Annotated in this window: 11 protein-coding genes; 1 reads left to right on the top strand and 10 read right to left on the bottom strand. The window is 42.8% G+C overall.

What is annotated here, in order from left to right; translation table 11 throughout:
- Positions 1-65: 65 nt before the first annotated feature.
- From AAFF35_RS11840 to AAFF35_RS11825, 4 genes are read right to left on the bottom strand one after another with little or no spacing between them, the layout of a single operon-like run.
- Entirely contained in the window at positions 66-254 is a 189-nt protein-coding gene (locus tag AAFF35_RS11840) for a hypothetical protein (RefSeq protein ID WP_342332716.1), read from the bottom strand.
- Positions 251-994 (bottom strand): rhamnogalacturonan acetylesterase, encoded by a 744-nt coding sequence (locus AAFF35_RS11835; RefSeq protein ID WP_342332715.1) that lies wholly within the window; start codon positions 992-994, stop codon positions 251-253. The genes AAFF35_RS11840 and AAFF35_RS11835 overlap by 4 nt, the downstream gene beginning before the upstream one ends.
- A 10-nt stretch (positions 995-1,004) precedes the next feature.
- Positions 1,005-2,801, bottom strand: a complete 1,797-nt coding sequence (locus tag AAFF35_RS11830; RefSeq protein WP_342332714.1) for a RagB/SusD family nutrient uptake outer membrane protein — start codon at positions 2,799-2,801, stop codon at positions 1,005-1,007.
- A gap of 21 nt (positions 2,802-2,822) precedes the next feature.
- On the bottom strand, positions 2,823-6,014 hold the full coding sequence (locus tag AAFF35_RS11825) for a TonB-dependent receptor (RefSeq protein ID WP_342332713.1): 3,192 nt from the start codon (positions 6,012-6,014) through the stop codon (positions 2,823-2,825).
- A 198-nt stretch (positions 6,015-6,212) separates the two neighbouring features.
- Here AAFF35_RS11825 and AAFF35_RS11820 point away from each other — a divergent pair, with 198 nt between their 5' ends.
- A complete protein-coding gene (locus AAFF35_RS11820; protein ID WP_342332712.1) occupies positions 6,213-7,229 on the top strand; it encodes a LacI family DNA-binding transcriptional regulator in 1,017 nt (338 codons plus the stop codon).
- An 8-nt stretch (positions 7,230-7,237) separates the two neighbouring features.
- On the opposite strand, the gene AAFF35_RS11815 is transcribed toward AAFF35_RS11820, so the two are convergent.
- The 6 genes from AAFF35_RS11815 to AAFF35_RS11790 all read right to left on the bottom strand — a co-directional run bounded on the left by AAFF35_RS11815 (position 7,238) and on the right by AAFF35_RS11790 (position 18,514).
- Positions 7,238-8,113, bottom strand: a complete 876-nt coding sequence (locus tag AAFF35_RS11815) for an alpha/beta hydrolase-fold protein (RefSeq protein WP_342332711.1) — start codon at positions 8,111-8,113, stop codon at positions 7,238-7,240.
- Positions 8,114-8,207: 94 nt separating this feature from the next.
- Positions 8,208-9,269: a helix-turn-helix domain-containing protein gene (locus AAFF35_RS11810; protein ID WP_342332710.1), complete on the bottom strand. Its 1,062-nt coding sequence runs from the start codon at positions 9,267-9,269 to the stop codon at positions 8,208-8,210.
- 118 nt (positions 9,270-9,387) lie between these two features.
- Positions 9,388-10,800, bottom strand: coding sequence for a hypothetical protein (locus tag AAFF35_RS11805; RefSeq protein WP_342332709.1), 1,413 nt, complete (start codon positions 10,798-10,800; stop codon positions 9,388-9,390).
- A gap of 26 nt (positions 10,801-10,826) precedes the next feature.
- Positions 10,827-12,425: a RagB/SusD family nutrient uptake outer membrane protein gene (locus AAFF35_RS11800; RefSeq protein ID WP_342332708.1), complete on the bottom strand. Its 1,599-nt coding sequence runs from the start codon at positions 12,423-12,425 to the stop codon at positions 10,827-10,829.
- Positions 12,426-12,445: 20 nt separating this feature from the next.
- Positions 12,446-15,550 (bottom strand): TonB-dependent receptor, encoded by a 3,105-nt coding sequence (locus AAFF35_RS11795; RefSeq protein WP_342332707.1) that lies wholly within the window; start codon positions 15,548-15,550, stop codon positions 12,446-12,448.
- Between the two features lie 108 nt (positions 15,551-15,658).
- Positions 15,659-18,514, bottom strand: a complete 2,856-nt coding sequence (locus AAFF35_RS11790; protein WP_342332706.1) for a TIM-barrel domain-containing protein — start codon at positions 18,512-18,514, stop codon at positions 15,659-15,661.
- Between the last annotated feature and the right edge of the window lie 48 nt (positions 18,515-18,562).

The raw sequence follows: 18,562 nt of genomic DNA, 5'->3' as shown, positions 1-18,562 counted from the left end.
GAGTCACTCTTGATCAGACGCTGAACTTTGACCAGGCTATCTCTTACAAAAAAGGGTTGAAAAACCTATCCCCAGCCATTTAAGGGGAATTTCTTTTCCAGGTAACCTGAATCCAAAGTATAGTCGGCAACGGTTGAATCGCCGATCAAAAAAATATGAACCGGTGCCCTTACCGTTTTAAAAGCCAGGAACCCAAAGAGGCATAGCACTGCAAAAAGATAAAAACGCAGGGGAATTTCTGTTGTCCTTTTCATTCTTTAAAATCCTGTTTTTTTTTCAGATAGCCAGCCAGCCCAGTCTTTGTTTCGAGGATTCCCTCCGCAACTAAAGCCGCCACTGCTTTTGCACCATCCGGACTTAAATGTGTATTGTCTTTTTTACCTTCCGGGTAATTCACATGACCGGCACTCACATGGTTAAATAATTTAACGGAAGCCTGTTCTCCCAATCCGGTCAGCAGTTTTTCCGTTTTTGCCTGCATATCGATTAAAGGGATGTGCAACGAATCGGCCAGTTTCCTGACTACATCAGGATATCCCGAATGTGTATCCATCAAAATACCATCTTTAAAATTACGACGGACAATAGGGGTCAGTAAAATTGGATATGCCTTTTTTGCCTGAGTATCCTGAACATATCTGATCAGGTTTAGTTTGTATTCGGCAAGGGAAGTTCCAATCCCTGGTTTATCAATTTTCTCATCATTATGTCCAAATTGAATCAATACATAGTCTTTTGCCTTTAATGCTGTTAAAACAGATGCCCATCTTTTTTCATTGATAAAAGACCTGGTACTTCTGCCATTCATCGCCCGGTTGTCTACTTTCAGGTTCGGTGTAAAAAAACGTCCCAACTCCATTCCCCAGCCTGTTTCAGGGAACACTTTCTTCTCTTTATCAGCAGCTGTCGAATCGCCAATAATATAAACCGTCCGATGTGTTGAAGGCATCATCGCAAAAAAAAGTGGCAGGATAACCCCAAGTACAATCTTCATGAGCAATGCCTTAAAGTCCCAGATTACTGTTGTTCAACAATCCATTTGAGGAATCCAGGAATACCTGCCAGATCGGCCAGCATTGTTGTCTGTTTGGATCTTTCTGAAAAAGGGCATCCCAATAGGCTACAACATCGTTGGAAGCAGACATGGTCCATACCTTATTAGAGGTATAACCCAAAGTAGCGCCTTTCGCATCTGTATCACCGAATTTCAAACCATAAATTTCGACTGTTTCTCCGTTGGCCAGTGTTTTATAATAGATCTTGGCTGGAAGATTAGCATATTTCCCTTCTCTGCGTTCCAGTTGTCTTAGTTTCTCCTTTGCCTCAGCCAATTTGGTACCCAATAAGTTCCAGCGGATCAAATCCCCTTTTCTGAGCATTTCTCCGGTAAATTCCAAAGCTCTTTCATTCACAATTGCCTCAAAGAAGGCTTGTTTTGAAGCCGTTGCCGTAGCCATAAAAGCAGCCACCTTTGTCCCCTGATTAGGAAAAGCGCGATCGCGGATCATTTTCAGATAAGGTGCTGCGGCAGCTGCACCATCCAATTCATTAATCGCTTCTGCAGCCATTAAAACGACATCTGCATAACGCATATACATCCAGTTTAAGCCGTCATCATTCGTTGAAGTTACCCTTCTCTTCATCCATTCATAACGATATTTACCAAAGTATAAACGGCCAAGTGCAGAGGGCACCTGGATCCCGCCTTTATCTCCGCTTCCGCCGTCCCATTCGTAAGGGACTACCGTTACATCTCTTCTGACATCGTCCACATCATATTCGTATAACATGATTGGATTGGGGCCATCCGCTCCTCCTTTATTCTGACCGGTATATTTATCCGTTTTCAGGTGTTTCACCCCCAGATCAAAAATTACCCTTCCCCTTCCTTCGCTAAAAGGAATTTCCCACATCGACTCTAAACCAGCCGCACCAACTTCTTCATTCAATTTCCTGAATACTTCTTCAAAGCCCAGGAGTTTAAGCCGATTACTGTTTATAATTTCCAGGCATTCATTTTTTGCAATGGCATACATCTTTTCCCTTGATAGCTCCGGATCTGCACTCAGGTTTATCGTTCCACTCAAACGTTGCGCATATCCTCCGGCAGCTAGAGCCAGACGGGCTCTTAACCCTTTTGCAAATGCTTTATTGATCCGCTCTACATTACTCGTCACTGAACTTTCATTTGGCCAGGGTAGATATTTCGTCGCCTCATCCAAATCCCCCAGCAACTGTTTGTAGATCACATCCCTGTCACTTCGTTCCAGATAAGTCGTTGCCGTAGTAATCGGTTCAAAACGTGCCGGCACATCTCCCCATCCTTTGATCAGATCGTTATACAATACGGCTCGTAGCGTTAAGATTTCTCCTAAAATCTGTGCCATTTGCGCATTGCTTTCTATTTTCCCATAGGTCCTGATGCCTTTGATTGCCAGATTTGCCCTTTCGATGCCTTCATAAAATTTAGCCCAGGCATTATTTTCCGTATTCATCTGGCCGTTGTTTACATTGGTATTGTAATTCGACAACTTCGATTTATCATCGTCCACTGCTTTCAGCGAATTGTTAACTTCTGTATCGTTATTAATTCCGTAAAAAACCAGGAAACGGCCCCGGTAAGAGTTGGTTTCGCCAAACGACTGGATGATGCCTGCAATCGCACCTTCTGCCAATCCGGGATTAGAGAAAATAACAGATTCATCGAGTGAAGATTTTGTAGGCGCATCCAGTGCTTTTTTGCAACTACTGATCACCGTAAGTCCGCCAAGCAGGAATAATGTATATATAATCTTTTTCATGTTCTTTAAATTAATGAGGTCCTAGAAATTAACATTCAAACCAAAAACAAAGGATTTGCTTTTCGGATAGGCAGAATAATCCACTCCCGGAGTCAGGCTTGTCTTTCTCCTGGTAGACACTTCCGGATCAAATCCGCTGTAATTGGTCCACAGCCACAAATTATAGCCAGAAGCATACAGCCTCAGTTTTTTCATTTTCAATTTATCAGCAATATTTTGTGGTAAAGTATAACCCAGTGTTAAAGTCGACAACCTTAAAAATGAGCCATCTTCTACCGCCCAGTCGCTCAATACAAACGTTTTCATATAAGGCGACCATAATGTTGTGTTTGCATTCATAGCAGTCAGTTCAGCAGGATCATTACTGATCGTGCCATCGGAACGAAGGTTGTTCCAGCGATTTCCAGTAGCCATTTCAGCAATCATATTTCTGGAATTGTATTTACTTGTAGAAGTATATTCTATTTTATTGGCATTATAGATGTCATTTCCGTAGCTCCAGTTAAAATAGGCACCGATATCAAAATTGTAGATTCTGGAGTTCACAGAAAACCCACCGGTATTTAAAGGGTTGGCATTCCCGATCACACTTCTGTCTGACAAGTCAATTTTTCCATCACCGGAAATGTCTTTTATTTTCATCGTACCAGGTCGAACCGTTCCGATAAATGAAGTCGCATCCACTACACCCGGTTTCAGCACCCAGTTGCCGGTTGTCGCATTGTAACTTTGAAAATCGGAAACTTCATATCTTCCATTGTTCTGGTAACCATAAATTCTACCAACGGAAGCTCCTTCTTCTACTAAGTAATCGACACCGATTTCTGTTGATGCCCAACCGGATGAACCGTTTAAGTTTTTAACAGATCCAAGGGAGACTACTTTATTTCTGTTAAAACTAATGTTTGCACTTACCGACAGGTCGAAATTGGTTTTTCTTATTGCATTCCAGTTCAAAGAGAACTCCAGTCCTTTATTTTGTGTTTCCCCAATGTTCCGGTATTGAAAATCATAACCCGTTCCGGCTACAGGAAACTGAATCAGCAAGTCTTTGGTATGGTTCAGATAGGCATCAATAGTACCCGTCAGTTTTGAGTTTAACAAAGAGAAATCAAGCCCTAAATTTCTGGTCACTGTGGTTTCCCATTTTAAATCCGGATTGGCCATTGTTTTTGACGCTGCCCAGTAATTGTCAAAGCCATTAACCCATGTCGTCACCGAGTTCTGAAAGGTCTGTGTCATTTGCCCCGAAGGGATATTGTTGTTTCCGGCAGTACCGTAACTCGCTCTCAGTTTTAAGTCAGACAACCAGGATTTGGTATCGCCCATAAAATTTTCCTGAGATATTCTCCATGCTGCTGAAACGGAGGGGAAATATCCCCAACGGTTTCCTTCAGAGAATTTCGACGAACCATCTGCCCTGAATGTTGCACTCAACAGGTATTTCCCTTCGTAATCATAATTTGCCCTGCCAAAGAACGACAGCAGTTTATCATCGGGAGAGAAGTTATTGTCGATCGAATTTGCATTTCCCTGGGTAGACAATACCCTGGCGTCCTGAAAAGTAAATGATTTTGGAAATCCATGAACTACATTCGTTAATACACCTTGCTCAGTTTTGATGAATTCCTGTCCTAATAAAGCATTTAAATTATGTCCTTTACCCAGGATTTTACTAAAATTATAATTTAAGGTATTGGTATTTCTAAAGCTGTTTCTATTGGTATTCGCGAAAATAATGGCCGGAAGATTCTGATTGGTTGCGGAAGGAACATTCCTTACATAATACGTAGTTGTACCATAAAAACGATCTTGGTCATTTCTATAAGCATCATAACCAACTTCTGAGCGCAGTCTTAAATTGTCAATGATTTCATAAGAAACTGCTCCGTTTATATTATACGTTTTACGGTGTATATACTGGTCATTATCAGAAATGGAAACCAGGGGATTATATAAATTGAACTCATCATCTGTTTCGGTAGTGGTTGTTAAACCAGGAACCGCAAAAGGAGGATAAAGCATGGCCGATTTCAGGCGGGAATCTGCAGAAGAAATTTCGTTCTGTTCATTCGCACCGCTTCCTTTGATTTTATTGTCTGCATAGCGAAATCCAAAATCCAGGGTCAGTTTCTGATACAATTTGTGATTCAGCTTAAAATTGACGTTTTGTCTCTCAAAATCTGAAAGCTGCATGATGGCCTTATCTTTAACAAAAGAATGACTGATGCTGTATTTCGTTTTTTCACCTCCTCCGCTGATGTTTAAATTCTGATTAAAAGTATTTCCGGTACGGCCGAAAACACGGTCCTGCCAATCGTCTGCAGGAGTACTTGCATATTGATTGATGTCTGCATAGGTACCAAAGTACTGGGTATAGTCAATTGGAGATTTGTCTAAAAGTGACCTTTCATATTGCCAGGTTGCATAGTCTAATGGAGACAATACATCCAGTTTATTGGCGATTTTTCTGATTCCTGTAAAGGCATTATAGCTGACGGTAGTTTTACCGTCTTTGCTGTTTTTAGTGGTCACCAATATAACTCCGTTTGCACCCCTTGAGCCGTATATAGCTGTAGAAGACGCATCTTTTAAGATGTCAATGGTTTCTATATCCTGCGGAGCAATATCTGCAATGGAGGATACCGGAAATCCATCAACAATATATAACGGAGAGTTGTCGCCGGTAATAGAACCACCTCCACGTACCCTCACCGTGAGCTCTGCATCCGGAGAACCTTCTGTTGAGGAGATATTGATTCCGGCAACCCTACCCTGGATGGCCTCCAAAGCGGAAGATACCGGTGCTGCTGCAATTACATCCGCAGCTACGGAAGAAACCGCACCCGTTAAATCCTTTTTCTTTACGGTTCCATAACCGATATTGATGACGACTTCATTCAAAGCAGAAACTTCTTCTTCTAAAAAGAAGTCCAGCCTGGTTTCCGTTCCAACTGTTTTCTCCAGGACCTTATAGCCGATATATCTGGCTTGCAGAACTACCGTTCCGTTTAGGGGAACATTGATTTTAAACTGCCCTTTTTCATCGGTACTGACTGTGGTTGTCGTACCTTTAAGGGTAACAGATACGCCAGGAATGGGACCTTTAGTCGTTTTATCTGTTACTTTTCCAGAAATCTGTCTTGTTTGTTGTGCTCGAGCTAACCCCATCATAAGGATCAGCATACTACAGAATAGTAAAACTCTTTTCATACATTAAGTAATATTTGGTTTTTTCGGTTAACTATTGCAGTCTTCCTTTAACAATTCTACATTGTTTTTTTTATAAACATTAAAGTATGGAGCACTAAATCTGTGCAATCGTTCCCGACAACGTTGCCAAAAGCCAGATCAAAAATTTATCTTTAGGTTTAAAAAAAAATAGTATCATTACGAAACTGATCTTTTTGTATGTTTGAGTCCACCACTTTAAAAGATATTGCCAAAGCCCTGGGGCTTTCTACCTCGACCGTTTCAAGGGCGTTGAGAGATACGCATGAAATCAGCGCTGCCACCAAAAAGATTGTTCTCGCTTATGCCAAAGAAATCAATTACCAGCCCAATCCTATTGCTTTAAGCTTAAAAGAACGCCGCAGTAAGTCTATTGGCGTAATCGTAAGCGAGGTGGCCAACAGCTATTTTTCGCAGGCAATCAATGGCATCGAATCTATTGCCTATGACCGTGGCTATCATGTTATTCTTTCACAAACACATGAATCTTTTGAACGGGAAGTCATTAACGTTCAACACCTGGCTTCCAGATCCGTGGATGGATTATTGGTTTCCCTTTCCTCACAAACTAAAAACCTGGATCACCTGACCTCATTGCATGCCCGGGGTTTGCCGATTGTATTCTTTGACCGCGTGGCGGATGAGATCAACACCCATAAAGTGATTGCCAATAATGAGAAAGGCGCGTTTGAAGCTACGGAACATTTAATTAAATCGGGATATAAGCGCATCGCTCATTTGACCAGTTCAGCTTATCTATCCATCACCATTGAACGCTTAGCGGGTTATAAAGCTGCATTGGAAGCCAATCATTTGACACTAAACCCGGATTATATCAAACATTGTCCCTTCGGTGGCATGGATTATGAAGAATTGGAGAATGCCATTAAGGAGCTCCTTGCACTCCCTGAGAAACCGGATGCGATTTTTGTCGCCGGCGATCGTCTGAGTACAGGCTGTCTGACGGTGTTTAAAAAGTTAAAGATCAAAGTTCCTGAAGAAATAGGCATTGCAGGATTTAGCAACTCAGATGTATTGGATTTATTTAACCCGTCGCTCACGTCGGTTCGACAGCCTGCTTTTGAAATCGGACAGGTGGCTACACAAATGCTGATCAAACTTATTGAAGCCAAATATCCGGTTGAAGAATTCGAGAAAAAGATTTTAAATACAGAATTGATCGTGAGGGAAAGTTAGCCCCGGTATCAGGGCTTCCTATTTCGGCTAAAAAAATCCCACATGAGCGCATTGATATTGATCTCAGTGGTTGTTTTTCCAAGCGGAAAGCCAATATTAAAAGGATCGCTTCCCGGCCAGGTATGTCCGCCGTTCTGAATGCTAACGAGCATTACCCCGGCCTCCGGATCAGTAACTTCAGTAATCAGTACCGAGGTGCCATCTTTTTTGTCCCGGTCAACTAATTTTTCTTTTTTCAGCTTTGAAGAAAGGCGGTTATGCGAAACCCAATAGTCGAAAGTCGACAATGCAGAACTGTAAGCACCTGCTTTTCCATGGTAGTTAACCACCTGGTCTGCTGTTCCTGACACCTGCATCACCGCAATTTTTTGGTCTGAACGTTTATAGTATTTTACGGAGTCCGGCAAGGGCCCTCCTATTGAAGCGATTGCAGCGAAGGTTTCCGGCATTTCGGTCGCGAGACGGTGGCAAAAGAATCCTCCTCTTGACAAGCCCGTAGCAAATACCGCTTTAGGATTAATGTGATGACGCCTCCTTAAAGTATCATTCAGGGCCTTAATGAAGCCAACATCGTCGGTCCCATTTAAATACGACATTTCAAATCCTACATTCCAATCCGCATGGATACCAGCGGGGTAAACCACAATAAAATTAAACTTATCGGCAGACTTATTCATTCCTGAATAGAACATTTGTTCTGTTGCCGTCATTCCTCCCCCATGAAAATTATAAAGGAGCGGGTATGTTTTTTTTGCATCGTAAGCCTTCGGAAGGTATACGATATATTTCCTTTTGTTCTGCTTAAATTTAAACGACTGCATTTGGGCAGTGGCTGTGCTTAAGGTCATAAGGGCAATGAATGCCATAAGAATCATCTTTTTCATTTTATGTTTTTGATGTAAAACAAGGTTAAAATGAAGGACAAATCTTCTTATATGATCATTTCGTCAGTCAAAATGGTCATTAAGCTGATATTTTTTACACAGCTGTTGTTTTATTTTTCTCCAGTTCTTTGCGAAAGGACGAGGGGGTACTTCCTGTTGCCTTCTTAAATGCACTATTAAAACTACTCAGACTGGAAAAGCCGGATTCGTAAGCAATAAAGGAAATGTTGTAATGCTGAAAACTTTGATCTGCAAACAAGGTGCAGGCATGAGAGATGCGGTATTGATTGATAAAATTGTTAAAATTTGATTGGTAACAAAAGTTAATCGCCATGGAAACCTTTTGGGTGCTGACTTTTAAACGTTTACTCAATATGGCCAGGCTAAGATCAGCATCTTTGTACAACTCTTCCTCTGTCACAAGCTTCTTTATATTTTCAAAAATCTCCTCTGTTTCTGTCTGACTCAGTGGTGTCGTCTGATATTTAGCGGTAGACTGAGCCTCGATGTATCCTCTTTTGATAAAGATCCAGGTCACCCCATAGGCAATTACAGCATACAATACCGGTCCAATAATGTAAGGGATCTTGTCTTCCATAATATTTAGCACATAAACGACCCAAATTGCGGTTAATGCATAACATAAAAGGGTTAGCCATTGTATTTCTGAAGTCTTCCCTGTTTCTTTTTTAATCCGATGTATGTAGCGGAAACCCATCAACAGATAAAAAAAATAATGACCATAATACAGACCAAACATCAGGACAAACACCCAGGTTGGTGTCGTTTTGATCCATTCCTTATCGATCATTAAAGCACCGGAAAATGCAGCCAAAAATGGCAGAAAATGTACCCCCATACCTTTCTTCAACTGAAATGATTTATTCAAAACGGAGCAGGTATATCCATAATAGAGCGGGCCAATGAGGAGCAAAGCTGCAAGTCCGGTAAATATCAGTTGTAAGTCAATATGGTTTGCAAATTCCAGAATAACGGATTTACCAATACGAAAAGTAAGTACAAACAACATCAGGCTGAGTATCCTGTTGGAAATGAGCTTGCCCTTTGAAGAGTTCCACAGGTAAATGCCCAGGAAAAATCCATGGAGCAGTCCGAATCCGCTAATTAAAACCAGGAATAGATTTGTAACTGACATATTAAAAGATATTCTCCCTAAATCTATAAATTTAGGAAGACACAAAAAACAAAAAAATCAGGAGCCGTCGATTAAAACAAGCTCCTGAAGGGTTTAAATTAATATATCGAGCGCATATTTATAGTATATAGTGGAAAGCGAACCATTCATCCTTTTCGACATTATAATCGGTACCGAACCAAATGCCTTTACTTTCTACCTTACCTGGAAAAGCTTTCACTACCTTAAAAGTGTTCTTAACCGGTGTAATAAAGCTTCCGGGAAACTGGATTAATAATTCACCGTTTAAAGTCACTTCGTTCGTCTGTTCATTAATCGTAAAAGTTCCTGAACTGACTACACCATGTTGATTTCTGGTATACTTCAATCCCCCTATACGACTAAACAATATCCAGGAATCTTTAGCAACTACATCCAGGGCATTGTTCCATCCCCAGTCCCGGCTATCGTTATGAGATTTGGTCCAGCCTTTACCTTTAGCGATCCAGTCGATGGGATTACCTTCTGCATCGATCTTCCAAAGTCTTCCGGCAGTACCAGTCCCGCTCAGCATGCTCAATAACTCTCCGGCCTTAAACGTCGGATCAAAACCTTCGTCAGGTCCGGTCACCGGTGGAACATAATTTTCCGAGAACGTCTTAGTCAGGAAGTTATAAACGATCATCGCAGGCCCTTCCCCATCTACATCTTTATCCCTCAACACCCCCAATTGCATTGTATTTTCGTCCAGCGACAAGATCTTGTAATTTGTCCAGTTGCTGATCCCTGTGATGCCATTTTTTGCAGGTTTATATCCTCTTAAGATCGTAGCATTGTTAATGGTCAGAATTTTTCCGGCAACATTTAAAAAATAAGTTCCGGTCTGACTGCCGATGTTTTCCATCGGCTTAACCGCTTTAAAAACTGCTGCTCCTTTTAAACTGAAAGTCATGGACCCATAATTACCCTGAGTCATATTATTTGGATAAGTATCCCCCAAACCCGCTTCCCAGACCCAGCAATCGCTGCCATAACAGCCGGTCTGCACTGCACCATCCTTCCATGGCCCTCCTGCTTTCAGCCAGCCAATATTGGTTCCATAAAAGTACATAGGTCCATTGAAGAATTTCGCTTCTGTATCCAATACCCATTCCATTTCCTTGCCAACGCCTCCCGTAAGTGCTGTCCATAGCGGATCATTCACATAGTTCAGGTTATCCTGCGTTACTTTCACAACCACTGAATCAAGTTTAACCACACGTCCACCTGTAGCAACGGAAAAGCGAACTACATAATCACCGGCAAAAGCAAACCTCACCGTATCGGTCATTTTTGTAGAGGTTCCGGTGCCGTAATCCCACATAGGCAAAGTACCGGGTGTCATATTTTTCAAGATCACGGTATTGCCACCTGCATCGGCTTTCAAATCCTGCAGGACTGAAAATTTGATTTCAGATTTATCGAGAACCTCTCCCATGCTGTGTTTATCCTTTTTACAGGAGAAAAGAAAAGGCAATAAGGAAATCATCAAAAGTTTTATATATCGTTTCATTGCTATTCGATTAAATGATAAAGCGGCTACCAACCCGCATTTTGTTTTAAGGTTCCGTTAGACAAAGTAATCTCGCTGTAAGGAATCTGTTGCAGTCCTTTGGTGAGGACGATGTTGCTTGCAGAGATCGTTTTAGTGACCGGCTGACCACCATTTAACAGCGTCGTGCTTTCTGCAATCTCTTGCGCTGCTTTATTAACACCCTGGCGAAGCAGGTCATAATAACGAATTCCTTCAAAAGCAAATTCCAGTCTGCGTTCTTTCATGATGTTCTCCTGGCTCACCATCAACGGCGTAAATGCCCCCTGATAAGCACGTTGCCGTACCTCGTTGAAATAGGTTTGTGCATTTGGGCTGCCCAGTTCTGCTGCCATCAACAGTACGTCAGCATAGCGGATAGACACATAATCCTGATATTGCCCAATGGAGAAATTTGGATTGCCATTGGCATTCGGTAAGGGTTTACCATCCAGACCAATCATCGGACTGTATTTCTTGATGTAATATCCCGTATATTCCCTTTGCTTATTCTGACTGACAAATGGAATCTTTTCATCGGCAATAGAAATGATGGAACCTGATTTTCGGGTATCACCGGCTGCATAGGCACTCCATAGCTTAGGATTCACGGTTTCTGCACCCCAGCCGCTGCCATAAGGGTAAAACGATTGATCCCTCAATCCCCCAAACACCATCCAATGGTTACCATCAGTATTTCCGTTGTAATCGCTGGTAAAGGTATATTTAATGGCAAAAACGGTTTCCTTATTGTCTTCACCGACATAGGCATCCAGCGAAGCTGCCGGCCATAGCTTTGCAAAATCAGGGACCAGGCCATAACCACCTGTGCTGATGACATGCTCTAAATAGCTCAGTGCTTTTGTTTTATCCACTACTCCAACCAGATCAGCCTTTGAATAATAGCCCGTATAGTACAGAAAAACCCGCCCCAATAACGCTTCAGCAGCATATTTAGTGACCCTGCCGTGATTACCAACTGCCTGCGCAGGATAGGCAACGGCAGCCATATTATCTGCTGCAAAGACCAAATCACTTGCAATTACTTTATAAACTTCATCAGGATTTGCCTGGGGAACATTTTCTGCTGAAGGTGCGGTTAATAAGGGAATATTCCCCCATAAACGAACCATATCAAATAACAGGTACGCACGCAAAAAGCGCGCTTCCGACTCATAGGTCTTTCTCAGTTGGGCATCAGTCCCCCATTGAATCTGATCCATTTTACTAATGAGCACATTGCAACGATACAATGCCTGATAGTATAAAATCCAGTTACGGCCGAAAAGATTCTGATCTGAAGGGGAACGTGATTTATCAAATTCATCCAGCATCTGATAACTGAAACCATCTGAATTCCCGGTGCCACCAAAGGTATTATCAGACATCACTTCTGCTGCGACAGGCAAAGCCACGCCATCAGACCAGATGATCTGCAGTCCGTCATAACACCCTACCAATGCATAAAGTGCGTCTTTCGGTGTTTTATAATAGTTGATATCTGTTGCAGTCGTCATGGGTTCCGCATCGAGAAAACCCTTTTTACAAGCGCCCATTGTCAAGAGAAACACTGCGCAGATGCTTAATTTTATAGTTATAGCTTTCATAATTTTCTATTCTTAGGAGGTTAAAATCTAAGGTTGGCACCAAACAGGAATGTCCTTGGTCTTGGATAGTAGCCGATGTCGATTCCGGAAGCAAATCCTTCTGTACCATAGCCGATCTCCGGATCCATACCATCATATTTAGTGAAAGTATAAACGTTTAATGCAGAGGCATATAACCGCAACTGCTTCAGGTAGCTCTTTTTCAGCACCTTTCCAAAATCATAACCGATGGTGACGTTACTGATCCTTAAATAATCACCTTTTTGCAGGTACAAATCAGAGAAAGAAGTCCAGTTCCTATTGTCATCGGTAACGCGGGGAATCGTATTTGAAGTCCCTTCTCCATGCCAGCGATCGAGAATTCTGCTGGTATAATTACCATATTGTCCGGATTGGTTACGATAAGATTGTACAATGTCATTTCCCGTAACGCCGGAAGCAACCATAGAGAAATCAAAGCCTTTGTAATCTGCAGTCAGGTTAATTCCAAAAGTATAATCCGGATTAGGTTTACCAATCATTCCACGATCCAGGTTATCGATTACCCCATCACCATTTTGATCTATATACTTCACATCACCAGGAGCTGCAGCAGGTTGGATCACTTTGCCATTAGGTGCTTTATAATTGACGACCTCGTCTACATTCTGGAAAATACCGGCTGTTTTTAAACCCCAGAAATACCCGATAGGAAATCCATTTTCAGCACGATAGAACTCCAGTGAATTGTCGTAAAGCTGGTTTGTTGCGCCATGAATGATGCCATCGGCTGTTGGGATCTTTCCAACCTCATTTTTATTATAGGCACCATTTATACCAATCGAATAATTGAATTCATTAATCCGGCCCTTATAAGAGACCGCCAGCTCTACTCCCGAATTCTTCACGTTCCCTCCGTTGATAAAAGGAGGCAATGCTCCTGCAGTAGCGAGGATCGGAGCTGAAATCAACCAGTCTTTGGTTGTTTTTTTATACCAGTCGAAATTCACATTCAGTTTTCCTTTGAGCAGGGTCGCATCAAAACCAAGGTCTGTCTGTTCGGAAGTTTCCCATTTCACGTTAGGGTTACCAAGTCTGCTCGGATAAGCCCCAGGGGTAAGCACACCTTCTTTATCTCCAAAAACATAGTTGACTTTATCAAAGGTAATGGGTGATAAATATTGGAAGGCCGAGATATTCTGATTGCCTACCTGCCCCCAGCTGGCGCGGAGTTTCAGGAAGTCGAGCCATCCTTTCTGCCCTTCAAGGAAGCTTTCGTTGGTTACGATCCATCCTGCGGAAACAGAGGGAAAATAGCCCCAGCGGTTTTGAGCAGCGAATCTGGAAGAACCATCCGCCCTGAAAGTCGCATTGATCAGGTATTTTTCTTTGTAATTGTAATTTAAACGGCCAAAATACGAAAGCCTCCGGTCTGCATCATAAGGTCCTCCCCCAATGGTGATCCCGGCGCTGTTCTTATTGAGTGCATTGCTCAGCCAGGCATGATCCAGGTCTTCAAATATCAAATTGGTATTGGTACCAAAGATATTGGAACCATCAGCACGATAAGCCGAACTTCCTGCCATGACTTCAAAAACATGATCCTTTTTAAGGTCAAACTTATAACTCAACAGGTTGTCCCACATCAAAGACTTGCCCTTATTCATCGACTGACTTGCGCTGGTTACGGTATTGTAGGCGTAAATGGAAAGGTTATAAATCGGTTTAAAGGAATTGCTTTCCCCGGCGCTATAGTCCATGCCCAGGCTCGTCCTGAACTTCAGGTTTTTGATGGGCTCTACTACCAGATAAATATCGCCCAGCAGTCTTTGGGTGTTGCGTCTGTTCTGGTTATTGAGTACCATTAAAGCATATGGGTTTGCCTCTCCATTATTCCAGGTCGACTTACTATTGTCAAAGAAATTGCCCTGATCATCGTAAACCGGAACAAATGGACTGGTATTGAATGCACCGCGTAAGGAGTTGTTGTACTGATTACCTACCCCAATCCCATTATTTTTTATGTCGGAATAAGTCAGATGCTGACCGATTTTAAGAATGTCCTTATAAAAATTATGCTCAGAATTGATTCTGAAACCATAGCGCTCATAGTTGGATAGTTTTTTTCCACCCACCACGCCTGCCTGTCCGGTATAGGAAAGCCCAAGAGAATAAACCGAAGTTTCAGAAGCTCCTGAAGCACCGAGCACATAATTTTGTGTCGGCGCATTTTTAACCAGCATTTCATCGATCCAGTTGGTTCCAGCTCCCAATGCGTCAATCTGGGCATTGCTAAAAATCGGTTGTTTCCCCCCATTGATTGCTGCTTCATTCATCATGGAGGCATATTGAGCAGAATTGAGCAGCTCCGCCTTTCTTGCTACGTCCTGAATACCAGCATACATATCAAAAGTGATCTGTGCCGCTTGTCCCCGTTTTCCTTGTCTGGTCGTCACCAGGACTACGCCATTGGCCGCCTGAGAACCATAGATCGCTGCCGAAGCGGCATCTTTCAGAATATCAACAGATTCGATATCTGCAGGGTTCAGGTAACTGATGTCGCCGGTAAGCACCCCGTCCACGACATATAGCGGTCCTGAATTGCCGACCGTTCCCAATCCACGGATGGTGACTTTCATCCCTTCGCCCGGTTGTCCGGAGGTGGAAGCAATCTGCACACCAGGTGTAAGTCCCTGTAGCCCCTGTAAAGCATTGGTACTACTTTGTTTTTGTAACGTCTCCCCTTTTACCTGGACCGTAGCCCCGGTAAGGAGTTTTTTCTGTTGTACGCCATAGCCCACCACGACCACCTCTGAAAGATTTTGCAAATCATCTTCGAGGTTGATGTCGATGACATTCGCCGCTGCTACTTTGACTTCCTTGCTGACAAATCCAATGGAACTGATTTGCAGCACATCGCCGGTTTCTGCGCTGATGCGGTAAATACCCTGGTTATTGGTACTTACACCACCACTTTTACCTTTTATTTTTACCACGGCTCCAGGAATGGGCAGCCCGTTCACTGCTCCGTTTACCTTTCCATTGATCTGGCGCTGCTGTGCCACTGCCTGCTGACCGAAAGTCAGCACAGAGAACAGCATCAACAAAAAGATGCTCTTCCATTTGAAAGTGAATTTCTTTTCCATGCTGTTCATTAAGATTGAGTAAATAATTGATTCATTTTATATTTGGTTAGTATTAGGTTTTGCTCGTTTTCCGCCAGCCAGGCAAAGCACATGGCCGGCGGGATTATTTTATTTAAGCTGAACAGACAGCTGTTTTCCGGTATAGGTCAGGTTGTAATCTGCTTTCTGATTGAAATCAAGTCCCTTTCCTTTTGTAGGACTGATCACTATAATTCTGAAGTTGCGTTGTGGCAACATGCCTTCAAAACTTCCTTTGCGATCAGACAATTCCAATGTTTTTGTGCTTTCTGTGTATTTAAGACTGATGGTAGAAAAGGCGCCTTTTTCATAATTGTAATTCCTGCCTTCATCTTCATAAAGAGAAAATGTCGCGTCCTTGCCTGTGTAAACAAATACAGTCAGCGTATCTGCAGGTTTCTCATCGGTGTATTGCAAAGCTGGTCCTGTAGGCAGGATACTGCCTTCTTTTACATATACCGGCATCCTTTCATAGGTAGTCGCCACCTGTAGCTCTTGTCCGCCTTTAAAGTACTTTCCACTGTACAGGTCGTACCAGCCCTGACCTTCCGGCAGGTATACTTTTCTGTATTTCTCTTTATATTTATAAACGGGATTGATGAGCAATGAAGGACCAAAGAGATAGGCATCGTTTAGGTTGGAAGCCTTTAGATCTTTAGGAAAATCCATCATCAAACCACGCATAATGGTATAATCCTGCTGAAAACTATTCCCTGCCAGTGCATAGATATAGGGCATCAGCCGATACCTCAGCTGATTGTAGTAAAGCATGCTTTTATAGGCCGGATGATTTTCAGGAGCGATGTTATAGATTTCGCGGAAGGGATACTGTCCATGCGCACGAAATAATGGTACGAAAGCACCAAATTGAAACCATCGGGTATTCAGCTCCCTCCATTCCTCAAGGTCAGCCCCCTTTGCGTTTTCATAGCGTTTTTCCACTGAAAAGCCACCAATATCCATCGTCCAGTAAGGCATTCCTGAAAGTGAAAAATTAACACCGGCACTAATCTGGCTTTTCATATCCTCCCATCTGGAAGCGATGTCGCCACTCCAGGCTGCAGCGGCATAACGTTGCAAACCCGCAAAAGCAGAACGGGTTAAGATAAATACACGGTCGGTTTTATTCTCTTCCCGCTGTCCCTCATATACCCCTTTTGCGTTGACCAATGGAAAAGCATTAAAATAGGTGGTCGAAGAACCTTCATAGGTGGGATTCATCAGTTCTTTCCTGATCTCAACCGGCAGGTTAGAGTGCATATCCGGTTCTGTTGCATCCATCCACCAGGCATCAATCCCTTTGCTGTACAGCCTTTTGTTCATCAAATCCCAGAATGCAGCTCTTGCTTTTGGATTAAAAGCATCATAAAAAGTATTGGAATATCCCTTTCCAATCCAATCACGGCGGCCATCTTCAATGTTTCGCTGATAAAGAAATCCTTTTTTATCAAAATCGTGGTAGATATCGAAACCCTTATTAAATTTGGGCCAGACTGAGATCATGAGTTTCACGTGCTGGTCATGCAAAGTTTTGATCATCTGCCCGGGACTGGCAAACCTTGCCGGATCAAACTGCTGACTGCCCCATTCCGGTTCTTTCCAGTAGGACCAATCCAACACAATATTGTCCAGCGGGATCTTACGATCGCGAAATTCTTTTACTGCTGAGAGGAGTTCATCCTGCGTCTTATAACGTTCCCGGCTTTGCCAGAAACCCATTGCCCATTTAGGCAAAAGCACTGCTTTTCCGGTAACGGTACGATAGCCGGAAATGACCTGATCTGCGTTTTCGCCTCCAATAAAGTAGTAATCAACGCCTGCACCGGATTCAGATTGCAAAGCAAAGGTATTTTTTAATGCTTCAGGAATTGGCGGCAAACAAGTTAAGCCGAGATAAGATTCTCCGCCATCCGGAATCCATTCCATCCTGAATCTGACCTTTTTATTTTTTTGAAGTCTGAGGTCGAGTGTTGCAGAGCCTGGATTCCAGGCCTGTCGCCAGTAATCGGCCACCAGTTCCTCATTAAACCAGACTTTAATATAGCCGGCATATTTTAATTGGAGCTGATACAAGCCTTCTAAGCCACTTTCGAGGTAACCTTCATAACTGACTACCGCTTCCTGCATTTTAATGCTGTCAGGAAACTTATGCTGATCTGTAAGCCAGTTTATGGAAAGCTCAGACACCGCATTGGTAAACAATATGTTTTTAGGGGATGTTCTTTTGGCATAGCTGGCCGTAATCCAGCCCTCTTTGTTTTCTTTTGAATAAAGTTTTAAAGCGGAAAGCGGCTGATAATCCCGGATATCGCCGGCACGTGTAATCGAATTATTGTCCCACAGGATCCCGTATCCCTTGTTAGAAATGACAAATGGCACCCCAATTTCCGTATTGTACTGGATGAGGTCTACCCTGCGTCCTCTATAGTTCATCATTCCCTGCTGATGTTGCCCCAAACCATAATAGGCTTCTTCTTCCTGTGCGTCAAACACTTGTGAAACGCGATAAGAAGGAGATCCGCTAAAGACCTGAGGCAATAATGCCGCTTCAGGAACAGCGCTCTGTTGCAGCAATAGCTTATTGGCTGCATCGCGATAGGTCAGCAGACCGGTCGTCCTGGCGACTTCAACACTTAGGGCATTCGTTTTTAGAATGATCCGGTTATCGTCTGCAACAGTGGTAAAGGCAACATTTCGATTCACCCTGTCTAAGGCCATCAGGCTCTTTTGCGGACTGAATTCGGACTTTTCGGTAGCAACCACGTGGATGACCTGATCTGATACAGGCTCCAACCGGATTTTTTTGATGCCGGTTAAAGAATTTGGAAGGTGAATTTCAATTCCAGAGCTGGTCTTGACATAACTTGCAGTTTCCTGTCCTTTAACATTGAGCTGTAGCAAGGCTGTGCCAATAAAGATTATGGCGATGACCCTAATTTTATACATTAGAAAGATTTACGGTTTATACTTGGTTAATTGAGATTAAAAGTATAG

The organism is Pedobacter sp. FW305-3-2-15-E-R2A2, assembly GCF_038446955.1.
In the GTDB taxonomy this organism is placed as follows: domain Bacteria; phylum Bacteroidota; class Bacteroidia; order Sphingobacteriales; family Sphingobacteriaceae; genus Pedobacter.
The sequence above is the reverse complement of the archived record's forward strand: the minus strand, read 5'-3'. Positions and strand labels throughout refer to the sequence as shown.

Coding starts and splice junctions, on each gene's coding strand:
- AAFF35_RS11840 (WP_342332716.1), bottom strand. CDS start 254: ATGAAAAGGACAACAGAAATTCCCCTGCGTTTTTATCTTTTTGCAGTG.
- AAFF35_RS11835 (WP_342332715.1), bottom strand. CDS start 994: ATGAAGATTGTACTTGGGGTTATCCTGCCACTTTTTTTTGCGATGATG.
- AAFF35_RS11830 (WP_342332714.1), bottom strand. CDS start 2,801: ATGAAAAAGATTATATATACATTATTCCTGCTTGGCGGACTTACGGTG.
- AAFF35_RS11825 (WP_342332713.1), bottom strand. CDS start 6,014: ATGAAAAGAGTTTTACTATTCTGTAGTATGCTGATCCTTATGATGGGG.
- AAFF35_RS11820 (WP_342332712.1), top strand. CDS start 6,213: ATGTTTGAGTCCACCACTTTAAAAGATATTGCCAAAGCCCTGGGGCTT.
- AAFF35_RS11815 (WP_342332711.1), bottom strand. CDS start 8,113: ATGAAAAAGATGATTCTTATGGCATTCATTGCCCTTATGACCTTAAGC.
- AAFF35_RS11810 (WP_342332710.1), bottom strand. CDS start 9,269: ATGTCAGTTACAAATCTATTCCTGGTTTTAATTAGCGGATTCGGACTG.
- AAFF35_RS11805 (WP_342332709.1), bottom strand. CDS start 10,800: ATGAAACGATATATAAAACTTTTGATGATTTCCTTATTGCCTTTTCTT.
- AAFF35_RS11800 (WP_342332708.1), bottom strand. CDS start 12,425: ATGAAAGCTATAACTATAAAATTAAGCATCTGCGCAGTGTTTCTCTTG.
- AAFF35_RS11795 (WP_342332707.1), bottom strand. CDS start 15,550: ATGGAAAAGAAATTCACTTTCAAATGGAAGAGCATCTTTTTGTTGATG.
- AAFF35_RS11790 (WP_342332706.1), bottom strand. CDS start 18,514: ATGTATAAAATTAGGGTCATCGCCATAATCTTTATTGGCACAGCCTTG.